General features: G+C 66.0%; 17 protein-coding genes. 7 read left to right on the plus strand and 10 right to left on the minus strand.

Translation table 11 applies throughout. The annotated features are described in order from the left end of the window. Nucleotides 1-121: 121 nt before the first annotated feature. Genes ACRECX_RS14325 through ACRECX_RS14335 form a run of 3 tightly spaced genes read left to right on the plus strand, consistent with a single transcriptional unit; the run spans nucleotide 122 to nucleotide 4,894 of the window. Nucleotides 122-3,217, plus strand: coding sequence for a hypothetical protein (locus tag ACRECX_RS14325; protein WP_431559521.1), 3,096 nt, complete (start codon nucleotides 122-124; stop codon nucleotides 3,215-3,217). Between the two features lie 46 nt (nucleotides 3,218-3,263). Further along, a complete protein-coding gene (locus tag ACRECX_RS14330; RefSeq protein ID WP_431559522.1) occupies nucleotides 3,264-4,091 on the plus strand; it encodes an autotransporter outer membrane beta-barrel domain-containing protein in 828 nt (275 codons plus the stop codon). Between the two features lie 32 nt (nucleotides 4,092-4,123). Further along, nucleotides 4,124-4,894, plus strand: coding sequence for a phosphodiester glycosidase family protein (locus ACRECX_RS14335; RefSeq protein ID WP_431559523.1), 771 nt, complete (start codon nucleotides 4,124-4,126; stop codon nucleotides 4,892-4,894). 6 nt (nucleotides 4,895-4,900) lie between these two features. On the opposite strand, the gene ACRECX_RS14340 is transcribed toward ACRECX_RS14335, so the two are convergent. The 5 genes from ACRECX_RS14340 to ACRECX_RS14360 form a co-directional block, all read right to left on the minus strand. After that, nucleotides 4,901-5,392 (minus strand): ATP F0F1 synthase subunit B, encoded by a 492-nt coding sequence (locus ACRECX_RS14340; RefSeq protein ID WP_431559524.1) that lies wholly within the window; start codon nucleotides 5,390-5,392, stop codon nucleotides 4,901-4,903. Between the two features lie 5 nt (nucleotides 5,393-5,397). Then, nucleotides 5,398-5,883 carry a F0F1 ATP synthase subunit B gene (locus ACRECX_RS14345; RefSeq protein ID WP_431559525.1) on the minus strand — a complete coding sequence of 162 codons (486 nt, stop codon included), beginning with the start codon at nucleotides 5,881-5,883 and terminating at the stop codon, nucleotides 5,398-5,400. Nucleotides 5,884-5,917: 34 nt separating this feature from the next. Beyond that, nucleotides 5,918-6,145, minus strand: coding sequence for a F0F1 ATP synthase subunit C (locus tag ACRECX_RS14350; RefSeq protein WP_431559526.1), 228 nt, complete (start codon nucleotides 6,143-6,145; stop codon nucleotides 5,918-5,920). Nucleotides 6,146-6,175: 30 nt separating this feature from the next. Continuing rightward, nucleotides 6,176-6,892 (minus strand): F0F1 ATP synthase subunit A, encoded by a 717-nt coding sequence (locus ACRECX_RS14355; protein WP_431559539.1) that lies wholly within the window; start codon nucleotides 6,890-6,892, stop codon nucleotides 6,176-6,178. An 84-nt stretch (nucleotides 6,893-6,976) separates the two neighbouring features. After that, the gene (locus ACRECX_RS14360) at nucleotides 6,977-7,369 is read right to left on the minus strand and encodes an AtpZ/AtpI family protein (RefSeq protein ID WP_431559527.1); all 393 of its coding nucleotides are present in this window, start codon (nucleotides 7,367-7,369) and stop codon (nucleotides 6,977-6,979) included. A gap of 607 nt (nucleotides 7,370-7,976) precedes the next feature. Between ACRECX_RS14360 and ACRECX_RS14365 the strand changes: the two genes are divergently transcribed. Further along, nucleotides 7,977-8,198, plus strand: coding sequence for an addiction module protein (locus tag ACRECX_RS14365; protein ID WP_431559528.1), 222 nt, complete (start codon nucleotides 7,977-7,979; stop codon nucleotides 8,196-8,198). After that, the gene (locus ACRECX_RS14370) at nucleotides 8,195-8,500 is read left to right on the plus strand and encodes a type II toxin-antitoxin system RelE/ParE family toxin (protein ID WP_431559529.1); all 306 of its coding nucleotides are present in this window, start codon (nucleotides 8,195-8,197) and stop codon (nucleotides 8,498-8,500) included. The genes ACRECX_RS14365 and ACRECX_RS14370 overlap by 4 nt, the downstream gene beginning before the upstream one ends. Here ACRECX_RS14370 and smc read toward each other — a convergent pair. The 4 genes from smc to ACRECX_RS14390 all read right to left on the minus strand — a co-directional run bounded on the left by smc (nucleotide 8,497) and on the right by ACRECX_RS14390 (nucleotide 14,070). Beyond that, nucleotides 8,497-11,943: a chromosome segregation protein SMC gene (gene smc, locus ACRECX_RS14375; RefSeq protein WP_431559530.1), complete on the minus strand. Its 3,447-nt coding sequence runs from the start codon at nucleotides 11,941-11,943 to the stop codon at nucleotides 8,497-8,499. The genes ACRECX_RS14370 and smc overlap by 4 nt on opposite strands. A gap of 99 nt (nucleotides 11,944-12,042) precedes the next feature. Then, on the minus strand, nucleotides 12,043-12,696 hold the full coding sequence (locus ACRECX_RS14380; RefSeq protein ID WP_431559531.1) for a DsbA family protein: 654 nt from the start codon (nucleotides 12,694-12,696) through the stop codon (nucleotides 12,043-12,045). Nucleotides 12,697-12,705: 9 nt separating this feature from the next. Next, the gene (locus ACRECX_RS14385; RefSeq protein ID WP_431559532.1) at nucleotides 12,706-13,440 is read right to left on the minus strand and encodes a DsbA family protein; all 735 of its coding nucleotides are present in this window, start codon (nucleotides 13,438-13,440) and stop codon (nucleotides 12,706-12,708) included. Nucleotides 13,441-13,548: 108 nt separating this feature from the next. After that, nucleotides 13,549-14,070 carry a DUF721 domain-containing protein gene (locus tag ACRECX_RS14390; RefSeq protein WP_431559533.1) on the minus strand — a complete coding sequence of 174 codons (522 nt, stop codon included), beginning with the start codon at nucleotides 14,068-14,070 and terminating at the stop codon, nucleotides 13,549-13,551. Between the two features lie 102 nt (nucleotides 14,071-14,172). On the opposite strand from ACRECX_RS14390, the gene mutY reads away from it, so the two are divergent. Continuing rightward, nucleotides 14,173-15,267 carry an A/G-specific adenine glycosylase gene (mutY, locus tag ACRECX_RS14395; protein ID WP_431559534.1) on the plus strand — a complete coding sequence of 365 codons (1,095 nt, stop codon included), beginning with the start codon at nucleotides 14,173-14,175 and terminating at the stop codon, nucleotides 15,265-15,267. Between the two features lie 12 nt (nucleotides 15,268-15,279). Here mutY and ACRECX_RS14400 read toward each other — a convergent pair whose 3' ends face one another. Next, the gene (locus ACRECX_RS14400) at nucleotides 15,280-16,383 is read right to left on the minus strand and encodes a site-specific DNA-methyltransferase (protein ID WP_431559535.1); all 1,104 of its coding nucleotides are present in this window, start codon (nucleotides 16,381-16,383) and stop codon (nucleotides 15,280-15,282) included. A 198-nt stretch (nucleotides 16,384-16,581) separates the two neighbouring features. Between ACRECX_RS14400 and ACRECX_RS14405 the strand changes: the two genes are divergently transcribed. After that, on the plus strand, nucleotides 16,582-16,911 hold the full coding sequence (locus ACRECX_RS14405; RefSeq protein WP_431559536.1) for an alpha/beta hydrolase: 330 nt from the start codon (nucleotides 16,582-16,584) through the stop codon (nucleotides 16,909-16,911). Nucleotides 16,912-17,010 lie beyond the last annotated feature (99 nt).

Genomic DNA, 17,010 nt, shown 5'->3' on the forward strand with positions numbered 1-17,010 from the left:
TGTGCGTACCGCGCGCCGGGCCGGTTCCGGGCAGCTCCATCCGCCGAAGTCTCAGCTAGCTCTGCCGCTCAAATGTGCCGACCGAAAAGCGCTGCTTGCCGGTACGGCGCTCGTATCTTCGATGCTGTTTGCAAGCGTGGTTGCGCCGGTGCCCGCCAGTGCCCTCGTTTGCCCTCAACCGGCCTCACCCAACCCGATCATCTTAAACGTCGCCGACGAGATCATCTGCGTGAACGCCGAGCCCCGCGTCGGGGTCGTAAGTGGCGCAATCGTTCTTGTTACGACCGGCGGCGGCAATGACATCAACCTGGACAATAGCGGTCCGCTTACCACGTCCGGATACGCCAATAGCGGCATTATCGCTGCGACCTACGGGCCTGCCGCATCCATCTTCATCAGCAATTCCGGCGCGATCACGACCAATGGCTACGCGGCCGAAGGCATCAGAGCCTATACGACGGTCCCTGGGGGAACCGGCGGCGGCGGCGGTGGCGGCCCTGCTAACGGCGACCCAGGCGGTGATGCGAGCGGCACCACAAACGGGGCAGATGGCCTCAGCGTCTACAACAATGGGGCTGACGGTGCAGCGGTCTCCGGTGTGGGGAACGGCGGGATCCGCATCGTCAATGCTGCCAGCATCACCACATCCGGTAATTCGGGGATTGGCATTCTTGCCGAGTCTTTCAATGGCGGCGGCCAAGGCGGCGGTGGCGGGAATGGCAACGACGCGACGGGCGGTGCCGGGGGTGACGCCGACTTCACCGGCTACTACGGCGCCAATGGTGGCGCTGGCGGCAATGCTGGTGCCAACGGCGGTGCCGGCGGCAATGGGTTCGGTGGACCGGGCCGTGGCGTCGTTATCATCAACAGAGCCGAAATCGCGACCGGCGCAACATTTGCCGCTGGCATCTATGCTGCTGTCGATGGCTCGGCTGTCGCTGGCGGCAACGGCGGCAATGGGGGGGTCGCACTCGGTGGCGCCGGCGGATATGGGTACGGCTATGGCGGATATGGGTACAGCCGCTATAGCGGCGGCGACGGCGGCAGCGCACGCAGCGCCGGCGGCGCGGGCGGAGATGCTTACGGCGGGGCCAATGGAACGGTCCAAATCGTAAATCGCGGCGACATTGTAACGAAAGGCACTTACGCGAATGGCATTGAGGTCGGCACCCGGTCCCGCGCGGCCTTAGGCGGCTCTGGCGGCAATGGGGGCGAAGCAACGGGCGGGGCCGGCGGTGGAGCGGATTATGGCGGCTACGGAGGGGCGGGCGGTTCTGCCACCGCCGATGGCGGAACGGGCGGCGATGCCGAGAGCCTAGGCGGCGGTGATGTTAGCGTGACTCATTCCGGTCGCATTACCACCTCCGGGAGTTACTCTCACGGCATCGTCGTCAACAGCTCTGGTGGAACTGGCATAGGCGGCGCCGGCGGCGCTGGTGGAACCGCGACCGGCGGTTATGGCGGCTACAATTTCGGCTACTACACGAACGCCGCGGGCGGCCCAGGTGGCAATGCCGGAATCGAGGGCGGCGCGGGCGGCGACGGCGTGGGCGGCGCTGGCGGCATGACGACTGTCACCAATGACGGTCATATCGTCACGGCCGGCGATAATGCCCACGGCATTCGCGTGCGCTCTTTCGCCGGTCGCGGTACGGGCGGTGGCGGGGCAGATGGCGGTATCGCGGCCGCGGGCGACGGCGCTAATGTTCAAGCCGCCGGCTTTGGCGGGGACGGCGGGAATGCCAGCAGCAATGCCGGCGCCGGCGGCGCCGGCATAGGCGGCGCTGGTGGCGATGTCGTCGTCATCAACCAAGGACATGTCACAACCGCCGGACGTATCGCCCATGCGATCTACGTTAGTGCTTTTGCCGGAGACGGCACCGGCGGCAACGGTGGCGCTCGTGGGACCGCGACGGGCGGCAATGGCGGCGGGCTTGCTTACGCCGATGCCGGCGGCATCGGCGGCGACGGCGGAAATGCCGGCGCCAATGGCGGTAACGGGGGCAATGGAATTGGTGGCGACGCCGGCAAAATTTCAATAGTCAACAGCGACCACATCTGGACCTCCGGCGCTGGCGCCCACGGCATTTACGCGCGGACATCCACTGGCGCTGGTATCAACGGCGCCGGCGGCGCCGATGGCGCTGCGGTAAATGGCACATCGGGCTTTCCACCTGCGGCGGGCGGCGCCGGCGGCATTGGGCGAGCCGACGGCGGGAGCGGAGGCGCCGGCACGGGTGGCGACAGCGGCTCGATTACGATCGACAACAGCGGCACGATCATGGTTGCCGGCGATGGCGTTCGTGCGGTCGTGGACGGCGGCAGCGGCACCGTGCAGATCGTCAATTCAGGCAGCGTCTTTGGCGGCACGACCGGCGTCTATGTCACAAGCCCCAACAAGACGACCATCAACAATTCGGGTGCCCTATCGGCAGAGTCCCTTCTCGCCATCCACAGCTACGGGCCGGGGAACGCACAAATCACCAATTCCGGGGTGATCACGGGCTTTGTGGTGCTCGACGCCGACGACGCCTTCATCAATCAGGACGGAGGCACTTTCGAAGCGCGGCTGACCAGCGATTTCGGACCCGGCAACGACCTGTTCCGCAACCAGGCCGGGGGCACCGTGCATGCCGCCGGCAAAGGCAATGCCGCCGAGTTCACCTCCCTCGTCAATCTCGAGCGCTTCGAGAACCGCGGTCTGATTTCGCTCCAGGACGGCGGCGCGGGGGACGTCTTCCATATCGCCAATATCACCGGCGGTGCGGACCTCAAATTTGTTGCCTCAGGCCAGTCCACACTCGCTGTTGACGCCTTCCTTGGCGGGCCAGGCTCGGCCGCGGACAGATTCATCATCGACGGCAACGTGTCGGGACGCACCGCGCTAAAGGTGAGCAACACAAATCCCCAACATGGCGTACACCATCCCGCTGGCATCGCGGTGGTGTTCGTCAACGGCGAAGTGAAGAGTGACGCCTTCTTCCTCGCACAACCGATCGACACCGGCTTCTTCGCCTACGACCTCGTCTTCAGGCCCACCGGCAGCGGTGTGTTCGAGCTGAGGACGGTGACCGCGCCGAGCGCCCATATCCTGCCGCACCTGGTGAGCAACACGCACGATATCTTCTTCACCACGACGGACACCTGGTTCGACCGCACCGCGGACTTGCGCGTGCTGCTCAACGGGGGCGCCCCCCCCCGCCGCCTACGACCCTGAGGGCCGACATGCGGACGGGTCGCCGGGCCGCGGCCTGACCCCCGCGGTGTGGGCGCGCGGCTCGGGCGATTGGCTCAGCCGGGAGGCCACGGAGACGGCGGAAGCCTTCAGCCGCACCTATGAGTACAAGCTCCACCGCGACGCCAGGATCACGGGCTTTCAGATGGGCCTCGACCTCGGCAGTCGCGATCTCCTGGCGCCGGGCGACGCGCTCGTGTTCGGCATTCTCGGCGGGTGGGTGCAATCCGATCTCGAATACGATGCCGTGGCCCGGCATTTCGACGTGGACGGTACTCAGGTCGGCGCATACGCCACCTATCTTCGGGGCGGACTGTTCGTCGACACTCTGTTCAAGGCCGACATCCTCGACCATGAGCAGGACCTGCTCGGCTTCCCGGATGGCTTCGACGCGACCAGCTTGGGCGTGCGCACCGACGCCGGTTATCGCTTTGGCAGCTTCCGCAGTGGTCCTTTCATCGAGCCACTGGCAACGATCGGCGTGGTGTGGAGCGAGTTGGAGGACTTTGCCCTTGGCGGCAACCAGGTGTCCTTCGGCGACGATCCCAACTGGCGAGGACGCGTCGGCCTGCGCGTCGGTACGGGCTATCAACCCTGGACCGGCGTCACTTTGGAGCCCTTCCTCATCGCCAGCCTGTGGAGCGATCTCGGCGACGCGCGTGAGGCCACACTTGTTTCGAGCGGCGAGACCTTCAATTTCGAGGACGACCCCGAGGAAATATGGGGCGAGGTCTCGGCCGGCGTGAACCTCTTCAACCCGAGCGCCAACACCGCCGTGTTCGCCAAGGTCGACGTTACGTTTGGCGAGGACCTCGAAGGCGTCGGCGCCCGGGCGGGAATGCGCGTCAGCTGGTAGGCTGCAGGCGCCTCGACCCGCTGGATCACCCGATGACCGCCAACTCGATCCTGCTCTCTTTTGTGATTTCGCTCTGTCTCGCGCTGTCCACGGCCGCGGAAGCCGGGCCGTGCCGCAGCGAATCCTTCAACGGCGCGTCCTACATCGTTTGTAGCTTCGATCCCTCCAAAGACGACTTGCGCATCGTCTGGCGCGGCGCCGATGGCGAACCCTACCGCACCTTCGATTCTCTTGCCGCCGCGCTTGAAGCCAACAACGGCAGATCGCTGCGCTTCGCCATGAATGGCGGGATGTACGAGGAGGACTTGCGCCCCGTCGGTCTCCATGTCGAGAACGGCAAGGAGCTGGCCAAGGCCAATACGGCGACCGTCAAAGGCCCACCGGGCCAGATTCCGAACTTCTACAAGAAGCCGAACGGCGTCTTTTATCTCGGAGGGGGGAGGGCAGGGGTGTTGACGACCGAGCGGTTCCTCGCCCGCAAACCTAAGGCCGCATATGCAACCCAGTCCGGCCCCATGCTCGTCATCGACGGCGACATTCATCCATCCTTCATCGTCAACTCGAAGGACTTGAAGCCCAGGAACGGAGTCGGCGTCTCTGGCCCAAACCAGGTTCACTTCGTCATCACGCGCGGCAGCGTGAGCTTCTACGAATTTGCTCGCTTCTTCCGCGATGGCCTGGGCGTCAAGAATGCGCTGTTCTTGGATGGCGGCACGGCGCCTGGCCTCTACGCGCCCGAGCTCGGGCGCAACGACCCGCCATCCCATGGCGGCTATGGCCCCATCATTGCCGTGGTGGAGTAGGAGGGCCTAGTTCAGCTTGCTCTTCAGCGCGTCGATGCCCTGCTTGACGAGCTTGTCGGCCATTTCCGGCGTCAGCTTTGCGGTGATGACGGCTTGGGCCGCGGCGACCGCCGCCTCTGCCGCGGCGGCGCGCACCTCGCGCAAGGCGTCGGCCTCGGCGCGGCCGATCTTGTCCTCGGCGAGCTTCATGCGCCGCTCGAAATGCTCCTGCATCGAACGGCGCGTCTCGGCGGTGAACATCTCGGCTTCCTTGCCGGCAAGCGTGATGATGTCTTGCGCTTCCTTGTCCGCGTCGCCCTGCTTGCGGCGATAGTCGGCGAGCACCTTCTCTGCTTCCTCGCGCAACGCCTTCGCCTCGGCAATTTCCTTGGCGATTGCCGCGGCGCGCGCATCAAGTGCGGTGCCGATCTTCTTGTGTACCCCGAAATAGAACACGAGCCCGAGGAACAAGAAGAACGAGACGGCGACCCAGAATTCCGGCGTGGCGAGGATATCCATGACGCTCACGCCTTCCGCGCCGCGGCGACGGCCTGGTCGATCTCGCCCTTGGCGGGCGCCGTGCCGATCAGCTGGCGCACGATATCGGCGGCGACGTCGGCGGCGACGGCGTTCACGTCTTTCATCGCCGAAGCCTTGGCCTTGTCGATGCGCGCCTCCGCCTCGGCGCTGCGCGCCGCAAGCTCCTTGTCGAGCTTCGCCCGCTCGGCCTCGGTCTCCGCCTTCAGCTTGGCGCGGCCTTCCTCGACGATGGCGTGCGCCTTCTGCTTGGCCTCGACCAGCGCCTGCTCGTAGGCGGCGATCGCCTCCTCGGTGTCGCGCCGGAGCTTGTCGGCCGTGGCGAGGTCCTTGGCGATATGCGCCGCGCGCGCCTCGATCACCGCGCCGATGCGCGGCAGCGCCACTCGCATCATCAGCAGGTAGAGCACGCCGAACGTGATCACCAGCCAGATCAGCTGTGGCGCCCAATCGAGCGGATTGAGTTGCGGCATGGTCGCGTCCTTAAGCGGAGCCCTACGGCTCTGACTAGAACACGAACAGGATGATCAGCGCCACCACGAGGCCGAACAGGCCGGTGGCCTCGGCCAGCGCGAAGCCGAGCAACAGGTTCGCGAACTGCGAGGGTGCGGCTGACGGGTTGCGCAGCGCCCCTTGCAGATAATTGCCGAAGATGGTGCCGATGCCGACGCCGGCGCCGACGAGGGCGATCGAGGCAAGTCCTGCCCCGATCAGCTTTGCTGCTTCTGGTCCCATGACGTTTCTCCTTGGAACGATAGAGTGAGGTTAGTGATGCATGTGAAGTGCGTCGTTGAGATAGATGCACGTCAGGATGGCGAACACGTAAGCCTGAAGGAACGCCACCAGCAGTTCGAGGCCCGTGAATGCCACCATGAAGGCAAGCGCCGCCCAGCCGCCGAGCAGCCCGAGCGCCACCACGAACGAGCCGAACACTTTCAGCATGGTGTGGCCGGCCATCATGTTGGCAAACAGGCGCACCGACAGGCTCAACGGCCGCGTCAGATAGGAGATCACCTCGATCACCACGAGCAGCGGCAGCATGACGAACGGCACGCCCGACGGCACGAAGAACTTTAGGAACTTGATGCCGTGCTTCCAGAAGCCGATCAGCGTGACGCCGATGAAGATGAAAGCGGCGAGCGCGAACGTAACGATGATATGGCTCGTCACTGTGAAGGCGTAGGGCACCATGCCGAGCATGTTCAGCGCCAGCACGAACATGAAGAGGGTGAAGATGAACGGGAAATACTTCATCCCCGCGGTGCCCACATTGTCGCGCACCATATTGGCCACGAACTCGTAGGAGATCTCAGCGGTGGATTGCAGGCGGCTCGGCACGAGCGCGCCCTTGCGCATGGCATACAGTGTGAACAGGGTGATCAGGCAGGCCGCGATCACCATGAACAGCGCCGAGTTGGTGAACGAGGCGTCGAAGCCGAGCAGCTCGAGATCGAAGATGCGCTTGATCTCGAACTGGTGCATGGGGTCGGGCAGGCCGGTCCCGCCACCCCCGTGATGCTCTGCGTCTTCCGCGGCGTAAGCTCTCCCGATCACTTCGAAATGCCCCTAGTCATCGTCGTCGTCGTCCGTCGCCTTCTGGCGCAGGTGATGCCCCGGCATCGGCTCGCCCTGCATGGATTTGGCGGTCCGCACCACGTTCATGATGCCGGCGGCCCCGCCCAAGAACAGAAAGGCCACCATCAGGAACGGCGCGGTGCCGAACACCTGGTCGAGTGCCCAGCCGATGAACCCCCCTACGGCAACCCCTGCGACCATTTCGGTCGCGAGCCTGAGCGCCTGGCCCATCGCCTTGCCGCGGCCTTCGGGCTCCTCGGGCGGCGGCCCGCTCCGGCCTTGCGCCTTGGCGAGCTTGCCGTGAAGCGCGTCGAGCCGCTGCCGAATCTCTTGCGTGTCGCGGCCACTGGCGCGGCGGCCGGACTCTTTTTCGGCTCCGGCCATGGCACTGCTCAAGTTCCGGGAGAGCCCTAAAGGACCGGCTGGTCCTCAAGCTTGGCGCGCACTTTAGTTGGGGATTCGCCCCTGTCAAGGAAGTCAAGGCGCCGCAGGAAACCCGGGAAACGCAAGGCCGGCAACGTCCTCCGACGAGCCCTTCTTCCGGCCGCGAGCGGGCTGGAACCATGGCAGTTCCATGACGTTGGAGAGTTGGTGCGTCCGGGGCGAGGGTACCTTGGTGCCACCCGACGCGCCGCCATTCTGCGTAAGATGCGTAAGAGAAGTGAGGCGTAGTAAAGCGTACGAGGAGCCCGGCCCGTGGCCTTTGGCCGGGCTTCTCGGTGAGCTTCGACCGCCAACGCTCTTTGCTGGCTTGACCTAGCTCAGAGCCGCGCCGCCGTCCCGACTATAAGGCAGGACTGGCCCAGGGCCTAACAGGCCACTCTCTCCCCTGGGCCAGGGCGGCTTCAGCCGAACGATGTTCGGATTTCAAAGGAATCGCTCCGGTTGGAGCCGCCCGCGAGGCACACTGTGCGCGCTCGCAGGAATGGGCAGAAAATACGCGCCCCGTCAGCTATGCTATACGTGCCAAACGAACTCAGAGGCGCGCACGATGAACGCAAAGGTCAAGGCCCTGAGCGAAGAGGCCCGCCAGCTTACGCTCGAAGAGCGGCTTGAGCTTGTCGAGGACCTGCTTAGCAGCCTCCATCCCACCGATCCGGAGATCGACCGGCTTTGGGCTGAAGAGGCGCGCGACCGCCTCGACGCCTATCGCCGCGGCGAGCTGAAGGCGCGGCCCTTTGAAGAGATACTCAAGAAGTATCAAAGACCGTGACAATCCGCTTTGCGGCGGCTGCCGAGGCTGAGCTCGATTCGGTAATTGCCTACTACGAAGGCGTCTCTCCCGGACTTGGCCTCAATTTCCTGGACGAAGTCGATTCAGCTCTCAGTCGTGTGGCCGGCCAGCCCCACGCTTGGCAGGAGTTGGAGCTTGGCATTCGGAGATGCCTTCTGCACCGTTTCCCCTACGCGGTCATTTATGCCTGCCAGGCGGATATCATCCTTGTGCTCGGCGTAACGCATCTACATCGAGAGCCAAGAGGCTGGCGGACTAGGCTGAAGGAGGCGGATACCTAGCTCGCGTCGCGCAGGCGCTCCGCCGTCTCCAGGTCCACCGACACGAGCTGGCTCACGCCGCGCTCGGCCATGGTCACGCCGAACAGCCGGCTCATGCGCGCCATGGTCAGCGGGTGGTGGGTGATGATCAGGAAGCGGGTGTCGGTCTCGTTCGCCATCTCCTCCATCAGCCGGCAGAAGCGCTCCACATTGGCGTCGTCGAGCGGCGCATCCACCTCGTCGAGCACGCAGATGGGCGATGGGTTGGTGAGGAACACGGCGAAGATCAGGGCGAGCGCGGTGAGCGCCTTCTCGCCGCCCGAGAGCAAGGTTAGCGCCTGCGTGCGCTTGCCGGGCGGCTGAGCGAAGATCTCGAGCCCCGACTCCAAGGGATCGTCGGAATCGACGAGCTTCAACTCGGCCGTGCCGCCGCCGAACAGCGTCTTGAACAGCCGGCCGAAATGGCCGTTGACCGACTCGAAGGCGTCGAGCAGCCGCTTGCGGCCTTCGCGGTTCAAGTTTGAGATGCCCTGACGCAACCTGGCGATCGCCTGCTCCACGTCGGCCTTCTCGCGCTCCATGTCTTCGAGCCTCGTCGAAAGCTCGGCCTCTTCCTCCTCGGCCCTGAGATTGACGCCGCCGAGCCGCTCGCGGTCGCCCTTGAGCTTGACGAGCCGCGCCTCGACTTCGGCCAGGTCGGGAATCTCGGCGCCGGCCTTCAGATTGGCGCGCGCCAGGCACTCCTCCGGCGCGCAGTCGAGCTGCTCGCGGATCAGCCGGGCGACTTCGCTCCGCCGCTCGCGCGCGCCTTCGAGCCGCGCCTCGCAGCCGGCGCGCCCCTCGCGCGCTTCCGCAAGCCGCTCCTGTGCCGCGCGCAAGGCCTTGTCCTGGGCCTTCAGCGCCGTCTCGGCCACGGCGAGATCATCCGCCGCCTTGGCGCGCTCGCGCTCGGCATCGGCGATGGCGTCGAGCAGCTTGGCGCGCCGCAGCTCGATCTCGGCAGGAAGATTGGCAAGCGCCTCGAGGTCGGCGCTGGTTTCCTCTTTGCGGGCACGCAAGGTCTCGATCTGCTCGCGCGAATTGGCGATGCGCTTCTGCCACAGCTCCTGTTCGGCGGCGATCGCCTGCACGCGCTCCTGCCGCAAGCGCACCTCGCGCTCGAAGCCTTCGAGCGCGGCCTCGGCGCGGGCGGCGCCGGATCGCGCCGCCGCCGCCTCGGCTTGCGCCGCTTCGAGTGCCGCTTCCAGCCCGGCGAGATCGGCGAAGTCGAGCAGCGCCGCTTCGGCTTGCGTTTTGAGATCGCTGGCCTCGGCGAGCGCGGCCTTGGTACGGCTCAGCGCCTCGGCCAGCGCGCCGAGTCGCTTGCTGTTGGCTTGCGTCTCGTGCTCGGCCCTGGCGATCGCCTCGCGGGTGCGGTCGAGCTCGGCGTGCGTATCCTTGACGATTTGCCGAATGGCTTTCAGCGCTTCGCCACTGACGAGCGTTTCGCGGGCAGCTTCGGCGAGCGCCGTCTCGGCGGAGGCGAGGCGGATTTCGGCCTCGGCGGCGTCGGCGTTCAAGGCGGCAAGCCTGCCGCGCTCGATGAGGCGCGCGCCTGCCGCGGTCGCCGTCCCCGCCTTCACGCTATAGCCGTCCCAGCGCCACAAATCGCCGTGCGTGGACACGAGCCGCTGTCCCGGCTGCAGCTTCGCTTGCAGCTCCTTGCCCTTACCGGCCTCCACCACGCCGATCTGTGCGAGCCTGCGGGCCAGCGCCTCCGGCGCCTCCACATATTTGCTGAGCGGGGTCGCGCCCTTTGGCAGCGCCGGATCGTCCGTGCCGCCGGCGACTTTTCGCCAATGGGCTGGTGCGGTCTCCTCGGGTGCGGCGTCGAGATCGTCGCCAAGTGCTGCGCCGAGCGCCTGCTCGTACCCGGACTTGATCTTCACCTGCTCGACGATGGGCGCCCAGTCATGGGCGGGCGCCAGCAGCTTCTTCAAGGTGGCGAGCTCGGTTTCCAGCTCCTGCGACTTGAGCTTGGCAGCTGCGGCCAGATCGCGCTGCTTGGCCTCATGCGCGCGCGCTTGCGCCTCCTCGGCCTCCGCCGAGGAGAGCTGCGCCCCTGCCTGCTCGGCTCTGGCGACCACCTCGGCAAGGTCTTGGTTCAGCTTGGCGAGGTTGCCTTGCCCGCTCTCGGCTTCGAACTTGGCAAGCTCCTGCTCGATCTCGCCGCCTTGCGTTTCAAGCTGCGCGATGCGCGCCGCGATCCTCGCCTTTTCGCCGTCGAGGCGGCCGCGTTCGGCCTTCGCCTCGGCGAGCGCAGTGGTGGCTTGGCGAAGAGCTGCTTCCGCGGCTGCAAGCGCCTCGGCGGCTTTGGCCGAGGCGGCGCGCAGCTGCGGCTCCTCCTTGTCGCGGGAGCTGGCCGCTTCCAGCTTGCGACTCTCCTCGCCGAGCCCGCGCAACATGCCTTCGGCCTCGGCGATGTGCTCCTCCTCGCGTGCAAGGTCGCGCGAAGCTTGGGCGAGCCGCGTCTCAAGCTCGGCCTGACGCGCCTTGGCCCGCGCCTCCTCGCGCTCGAGTGCGTCGCGCTCGACGCTCAGGCGGTGCAGCACCGCCGCGCGCGCCGCCTCCTCGTCGCGCAAGGGCTGGAGCTTCTCGGCCGCCTCCGCCTGCTGGCGCAGCGCCTCGCCCTCCGCCTTCGTCTCTTGCGCCACGGCACCGAGCGCCTCCTGGAAGGCCGCCTCGTCGTGCTCGACCTGCGCGCAAGCGGCAGTCCAATGGAGATGATGCTGCAACGCCTCCATCGCGTGAATCTTGCCGGAAAGCTCGCGGTAGCGCTGGGCCTGGCGGGCCTGGCGCTTCATCGCCTGCAATTGCGCTGCGATCTGACCGATGAGATCGGCGAGGCGGGCGAGATTGGCCTCCGTCGCCTTCAACCGAAGCTCCGCCTCATGCCGCCGGCTATGCAGACCGGCGATGCCTGCCGCATCCTCGAGTACCCTGCGGCGCTCCTGCGGCGGCGCATTGACGATCTCGCCGATGTGCCCCTGGCGCACCAAGGCTGGCGACCGCGCGCCGGTTGCCGCGTCCTCGAACAGGAGGCGAATATCGCGCGCCCGCGCGTCCTTGCCGTTGACCTTGTAGGCCGAGCCTGCCTCGCGCTCGATGCGGCGGGTCACTTCGAGCAGGTCGGAGTCGTTGAACTCGGCCGGGGCCTTCCGGGAGGTATTGTCGATGAACAACGTGACCTCGGCCATATTCCGCGCCGGCCGGTCCTGTGAGCCGGCGAAGATCACGTCCTCCATGGTCCCGCCGCGCATGCTCTTGTACGAGGTCTCGCCCATGGCCCAGCGCAGCGCCTCGAGCAGGTTCGACTTGCCGCAGCCGTTCGGGCCGACGACGCCGGTCAATCCTTCCTCGACCAGGAGCTCGGTGGGCTCGACGAACGACTTGAATCCGAGAAGGCGGAGTCTGGTGATCTTCACGTGGCGATCCTCAAGTGGAGCTACGCGCGCGGGTTAGGACGGGGACTTTCATACGGGAACTTGGCAGTGGTTCGACGCAATTCGGTAAACGCAAACAGGTCAAAACGCCTGGGGCTCGACCAGCGCCTTGATCTCCTCGAAGGTGACTTCACCTTGTCTTTTCCGGCCGTTGACAAAGAGGGTCGGCGTACCGATGACGCCGTATTTCCGCCCCCGCTCCTTCACCTCTGTCAATCCGTCGATAATGGCTTGATTCGATAGGCATTTGTCAAACGTCTCCCGGCTCATTCCGCTCGACTTTGCCACCGAATATATGGCGTCCGGGCGGACTTCCTGGCTCACCCATTCGCTTTGCCGGGCGAGAAAGGCCTCGGTTAGAGAGAGATATTTCGCCTCGGGGGCGCAGCGCGTGACGATCGCCGCCGTGCCTGCCGTCCGCCCAATGGGGAATTCGCGGATGATATACCGGACTTTGCCCGTATCGATGTACTCCCGCTTCACCTTGGGGAACACGTTGGCGTGGTAGTTGCGGCAATGGGGGCAGGTGAGGGAGGCATATTCGACGATCGTAACAGGGGCGTTCGGATTGCCGTATTCCCGTTCGCCAAGCGGTCCGGGTTGCAGCACCTGTTCTCTGACCGGAGCGTCGAGCACGTCTTTGACCGTGTCCGAAGGCCCCACCACGCCGCCGCAGCCTAAAAGGCCGATCGCCGCGGCAATCAGGATCGTCGTTGCTGCTCGCGAAAGAGCCATCAGCGCTGCCTAGCCGCTGGGCGGCGTGTCCTCGGCGCTTCCGCCGTCGATCACGGCCTCGAAATTCTTGAGCTCGTATCCGCCCTTCAGCCGCTTGCCGTTGATGAAGAAGGCAGGCGTGGCGTCGACGCCGAATTCCTCGTGGGCGCGCTTGCGGACCTCGACGATCTTGTCGAAAAGTTCCTTGTCGGCCAGGCACTTATCGAACGCTTCCTGAGAAAAGCCGGCCTGCTTGGCAATGAGCAGGAGCTTTTGTTTGCCCTCATCACCGGGGACCGCCCAGGTCTCCTGTGTTTCGAACATGCCGCCGACGAGCGGATAGTAGCGGTCGTCGCCGGCGCAGCGCGCCAGCATGAAGGCCGCCACCGCGAGCCCGTCCAGGGGGAACTCGCGCAACATGTAACGCGCCTTCCCGGTGTCGATGTATTTCTCCTTCAACTCGGGAAAGACGTCGGTGTGGAAGTGAGCGCAATGGCTGCACGTCATCGAGGCATATTCGACGATGGTGTAGGGCGCGTCAGCCTCGCCGATAACGATGTCCTTGAGTGGCCCCTCCTGCATCAGCGCGGCGGTGTCGGGGTCTCCCTTCGGCGCGTTGGGATCGGCGGTGCCGAAGCCGGCGAAATAGATGACGCCTGCCACGATCGCCAACGCCGCAACCGCGCCGGCGACGATCAAGCCTGTCTTACTGCTTCCGGCCTCGACGGTTGAGGCTTCGGTCGGTTTTTTCTCGGGTTTCGCCACGATTATTTACTCCGCTTGAGATTTTGCGTTAGGGCCGTGGGGCGCGTCGCGCGGCCTACCATCGTTGATAGACCTCAATCGGGCAAGAGCGGGAAGAGACCAGATGTCTCAACCTCTCGTGACCCGCTTCGCGCCGGCGCCAAGTCGCGAAAGCGCCCGGGCCAAGCCCTCGTCCTCGATGCCGGCCGATTTGGGCAAGGCAAAGGGGCCCGGCGGCGGCTTCGGGGCCTTGGGGCGCTTGGCCTTGCGGGCAATCGGCGCCTGCAGGAAACGCATCTCCGTCACGGCGCGGTAGCCGAAATAGGCGTTGATCCGCTCCAGGATCGGCCCCGCGCGGTGCTGCACCTCGATGGCGCGCGGGCCCTCGATTCTGAGCACCAGGGTAGCGCCCTCGGCGCGCCGCCCTTCCTTCGGACGGTCGAGCTCGGCCTCCTTCAGCCGCCGCGGCCAGATCACCCGGTCAGGCATGGTGAACTGGGCAAGCTCCCGCCCGACAATGGCCGGCCAGTCGCTGAGCAGCGCCGTGGTGGCGAAGCCCCTGGCCCTTGCCGCTGGATCGAGCGCCTTTGCCACATAGGTGCCGATCGCCCGCGCGCCGGCCTTGGCGAACCTTCGCTGGTTCTCGTTCATGTCCTCTCGCGCAAATGGTGGAGAGCTTCCGCCGCTCTCTTGCCTTGGCGTGGGCCGAGCCTACACCATGCGCCAGGGTGACGGGCGGCCGGAGTGGAACTTATGCAGAGGAGCGGGAGCGCGCGTGCGCTGCGGGACCGGACCGGGCTCGCCGAGACGCTGTTTGCTTGGTACGACCGCGAACGCCGCGACCTGCCGTGGCGCGCCGCGCCGGGGACGAAGCCCGACCCTTATAAAGTGTGGCTCAGCGAGGTCATGCTCCAGCAGACCACTGTCAAGGCGGTGGCTCCCCGTTACGCCGCTTTTTTGCGCCGCTGGCCCGACGTGATGGCGCTGGCCGCGGCACCCCTTGGTGACGTGCTCGCCGCCTGGGCCGGGCTCGGCTACTACGCCCGCGCCCGCAATCTCCATGCCTGCGCCCGCGTCGTATCGCGCGAGCACAACAGGAAATTCCCCACGACCGCGACGGAGTTGCGCAAGCTCCCAGGGATCGGCGGCTACACCGCGGCGGCGATCGCGGCAATCGCCTTCGGCGAACGCGCCACTCCGGTCGACGGCAACATCGAGCGCGTGGTCGCGCGGCTCTTCGCCGTTAAGACGCCACTCCCTGCCGCCAAGTCCGAGATCGAGGCGCTCGCCGAGAGCCTGACGCCGAAAGACCGCCCTGGCGACTTCGCGCAAGCCATGATGGATCTCGGCGCCACGATCTGCACGCCGCGCCGTCCCGCTTGCGGGCTGTGCCCGCTCAGGCCTGATTGCCTTGGGCTTGCGACAGGGCTCGCCGAGGCGCTGCCCCATAAAGAAGAGAGGGGTGAGCGGCCGGTGCGACGCGGCGCCGCCTTTGTCGCGCTCCGCGAAGACGGCGCGGTGCTTCTGCGCGAGCGGCCGCTTCGCGGGCTGCTCGGCGGCATGCTGGAGACGCCGTCGACGCCGTGGGTGGAGGCCGCACCGAACGGAGCGGCGCTCGAACACGCGCCGGTCGAGGCAAATTGGGAGGAGGTGCCAGGTCTCGTCACGCACACCTTCACGCATTTTCACCTGGAGCTTGCCGTCTATCGCACCGAAGTCGGCGCCGATGCCGCCTTAACCGAGGCCGCTCAGCCGGAGCGTTGCCGCTGGCTCATGCGTCGCGATCTTGCCGATGCGGCGCTGCCGAGCCTCATGCGCAAAGTGCTGGCCCACGCGTTTTCCAAATAGAGGGGTCGAATGTTATTGCGGCGAAAGCTTCGCCCGCGCCGCCTCGCGCAAATGGTCGATCGGCTTGAGCGCGCCATCGGCCTCGTAATGCCAGAAGGTCCAGCCGTTGCAAGCGAGCGCGCCTTGTACGTGCGCACCGATCTTGTGGATGGAGCCTTGCGCCCCGGCGCAGGCGATCGAGCCGTCGGCGCGCACCTTCGCTTCGTGGCGTGCGGCGGGATCGTAAAGCGCCGTGCCCGGCGAGATCAGGCCAAGCTCGACCAGCGCGCCGAACGGAACGCGCGCCTCGGCGCGCTTGCCCTTGGCGACTTCGAGCGAAGCGGCATCGAGCGGGGCCGCATCCTTGAGCCGCGCGCGCGCTGCCTCGGCGTATGAGGCTTCGCGCTCGATGCCGATGAACGCGCGCCCCAAGCGCTTGGCCGCGACCGCCGTCGTGCCCGAACCGAGGAACGGGTCGAGCACCACATCGCCGGCATGGCTCGCGGCGAGAATCACGCGATGGAGCAGCGCTTCCGGCTTTTGCGTGGGATGGGTCTTGCGTCCGCAGTCCTGCTTGAGCCGCTCCGCGCCGGAGCAGATCGGCAACAGCCAGTCGGAGCGCATCTGCAAATCCTCGTTCAGCGCCTTCATCGACTCGTAATTGAACGTGTAGCGCGCCTTGGGTCCCATCGACGCCCAGATCATCGTCTCGTGCGCGTTGGTGAAGCGGCGCCCCCTGAAATTCGGCATCGGGTTCGTCTTGCGCCAGATCACGTCGTTGAGCACCCAGAAGCCAAGATCCTGGAGGATGGTGCCGACCCGGAAGATATTGTGATAGGAGCCGATCACCCACAGGCTGCCGGCGGGCTTCAGCACCCGGCGGCACGCGGCAAGCCAGTCGCTGGTGAAGGCGTCGTAGGACGCGAAGCTCGCGAACTTGTCCCAGTCGTCGTCGACCGCGTCGACCCGGCTGTTGTCGGGGCGGAACAACTCGCCGGCGAGCTGAAGATTGTACGGCGGATCGGCGAACACGAGATCGACGCTTGCCTCCGGCAAGCGCGATAGCTCTTCGACGCAATCGCCGACAATGATCTTGTTGCGGGGAAGGCGCGCCCCCCCGGTGTCCCCCACACCCATGTCACCACTCTTGTTACGCAAGAACTGAACGCGCCCGCTTCTGGGGCGGGACGGCCTCATGCTGGCGGACTACGGTAAAGGCGGGCTTAATCTGCGGGTGAGGGTGGGGGCTCCGGCAATGGCCTCGCCGTGCTACCGGTGCTTGGGGGACGCTCGGCCCGCGCGGCCGAGACGCCTCATGAGGGCAGGGATCGGGCCATGGCCAGGGACATCGTCATGTTGCATGGCGCCAATTGCGGCGGCTGGTGCTTCGAGAAATTCGCAGCCGTATTCGAGGCCCGCGGCTTCACCTGCCATACGCCGGACCTCATCGGCCATGGCGCCGACAAGGACGAGGCGAACGCCGTCCTCGCGCATGCCGGCATGGCCGACTACCGCGCCCGGATGGCGGCATTTCTAAAGACGCTGCCGCCGCAGCCCATCCTGCTCGGTCATTCCATGGGCGCGGTGATCGCCCAGCAATTGGCCGCCGATGGCTTGGCCGCCGCGCTCGTCCTCGCGAGGGCACTAATATACTTGGCTCAGTGAGCCCCAAGCTATGGGGTTCTCTGCTTTCGCAAGATAACGGCGACTTTCCCGTAGCCAAGGCCGAGGTCACCCTTGTCCTCCACGGCGTTCAGCGTTTTA

Source organism: Methyloceanibacter sp. (genome assembly GCF_050726195.1).
Taxonomy (GTDB): Bacteria; Pseudomonadota; Alphaproteobacteria; order Rhizobiales; family Methyloligellaceae; genus Methyloceanibacter.